The organism is Cobetia sp. SIMBA_158, assembly GCF_046566945.1.
In the GTDB taxonomy this organism is placed as follows: Bacteria; Pseudomonadota; Gammaproteobacteria; order Pseudomonadales; family Halomonadaceae; genus Cobetia; species Cobetia amphilecti.
Window position 1 is genome coordinate 1 of record NZ_JAWJYL010000858.1, and the last position, 247, is coordinate 247.

The window sequence follows — 247 nt, forward strand, 5'->3', positions numbered from 1 at the left end:
ATGATGGCAGAAGTGGCGCAAGTAAAACTTAGCTACTCAATAATAAATGACGATAGCGCAACACAAAATTTACTTGTTTTAAATGGTGGAATCCAAAATGAGGGAATAGCCACTGAGCGACAAAGAATATTGCTAGACATAAATGGTAACCCATTACTGACAATGAATATTGAGCATCACCATCAAAGGTTGCCTGTGTTATTTGACTTGTATTTAATTATTATTTTAATAATGTTTTTTGTAGCCT

1 protein-coding gene is annotated in these 247 nt (G+C 33.6%); it reads left to right on the forward strand.

Annotated elements, in window-relative coordinates; genetic code table 11:
• Positions 1–247 (forward strand): hypothetical protein (locus R2R70_RS22265; protein WP_410979239.1); only part of this gene is annotated, 247 nt, incomplete at both ends.